The sequence below is a fragment of the Streptomyces olivochromogenes genome, from assembly GCF_001514115.1.
Taxonomy (GTDB): Bacteria; Actinomycetota; Actinomycetes; order Streptomycetales; family Streptomycetaceae; genus Streptomyces; species Streptomyces olivochromogenes.
The window spans coordinates 1-1,348 of the sequence record NZ_KQ948528.1 but is presented as its reverse complement, the minus strand read 5'-3'; the positions used below and the strand labels follow the sequence as shown (position 1 = coordinate 1,348).

Here is a 1,348-nt window from a genome sequence, read left to right as displayed (position 1 = left end):
GACGCGGGCTATGACACCTCCGGGTGTGCGCCCTCGGTGCCGTTCGAGGTCAAGCTGTCCCTTGAAGGTCTCGTTGATCGATTCGATGACCTGTTGCAGCGGCTTGAACAGGGCTGCGCCAGGCCGTTCCCGTTCACCTTTACGGGCAGGCCGCAGCAACTGGACTCCATGCTCGGACAGTTCGCGTTCGAAACCACGGCCGAAGTAGTTCTTGTCGCCGATGAGAGTCTGTCGGGGGCGCTCTCGCAGAAGCTCGCATTCGGCTGCCAGGAGGTCAAGGAGGGCCGCGCGTTCGTCGGCCTTGGCCCCGGTCAGAGCGAAGGCGATGGGCAGGCCCTGAAGGGTGCAGACCAGGTGCAGGCGCAGGCCCCAGAAGAAGCGGCTGTGGCTGGCGCAGTAGCCGTATTCGGCCCCAACCTGCCAGGTCGGAGCGTTTGACGGTCTCGCGGGAGCGGCCGCATTCCACCGGGGTGGAGTCCACGACCCATACGTCGTCGCTCCACACCGAGGTGGTGGTGGCCAGGATCCGGTTGACGCTTCGCATCAGACCGGCGGCCTTGCGCAGCCGCTTGTTGTAGCCGGGCTGCTAGGGCAGGTAGGGGAAGAGGTGGCGCAGGTGGGCACGGGCATGGCGGAGCCATTTGGCCTCGGAGGTGTAGCCGAGTATGGCCTGCATCGTGGCGAGGGCGACCAGTTCGGCATCGCTCAGGCGGGGCGTAATGCCGACCGACGGGCGACACGGCGCCAGGTCGGGATACTCCTTCAGCATGTCATCGGTCGACGCATAGAGTGCTGTCGCGAGGGTGTCCACGTCGTTCGTCACAAAACGATCTTGGACACCCTCGTTCTCGTCTCCGCAGGCACCCCTTGGACCACACCACCAGGAGGAACCAGTGTCATACCCGCAACTGCTCACCCCCGAGGAGAAGCTCGCCGACGCGAAGAAGCGGTTGAGCCTCCCGCGTATCGTCGTGATCTGCGGCTCCACCCGCTTCATGACCGAGATGAACGAGGCCGATCTGCGGGAGACCAAAGCCGGAAAGATTGTCGTCAAACCGGGCTGTGACATGAAGTCGCCGCACGAACTTTGGTCCGATCCTGTCGAGGCCGAGGCGCTGAAGGTTCGACTCGACGATCTACACCGGGCGAAGATCCGCCTCGCTGATGAGGTGCTCGTAGTCGGCGACTACATCGGAGACAGCACCCGAGCCGAAATCGCCTACGCCCGGTCGCTGGGCAAGCCCGTGCGGTTCACGCACCCCGAAGTCGACCCGGACGCCTGACCGCCCGCTGCCACCTCGACAACCAGGGCCGGCAGCCCGCCGCCTGACCGTCTCTCGGTGGCTTC

The 1,348-nt window shown here is 65.1% G+C and carries 1 protein-coding gene and 1 pseudogene; one reads left to right on the top strand and one right to left on the bottom strand.

Features of this window, described 5'->3' with window-relative positions; genetic code table 11:
- Positions 1-823 (bottom strand): annotated as a pseudogene (locus AQJ27_RS51395) (IS982 family transposase); the annotation flags it as partial.
- 70 nt (positions 824-893) lie between these two features.
- On the opposite strand from AQJ27_RS51395, the gene AQJ27_RS51390 reads away from it, so the two are divergent.
- A complete protein-coding gene (locus AQJ27_RS51390; protein ID WP_067386008.1) occupies positions 894-1,283 on the top strand; it encodes a hypothetical protein in 390 nt (129 codons plus the stop codon).
- The last annotated feature ends 65 nt before the right edge of the window (positions 1,284-1,348 follow it).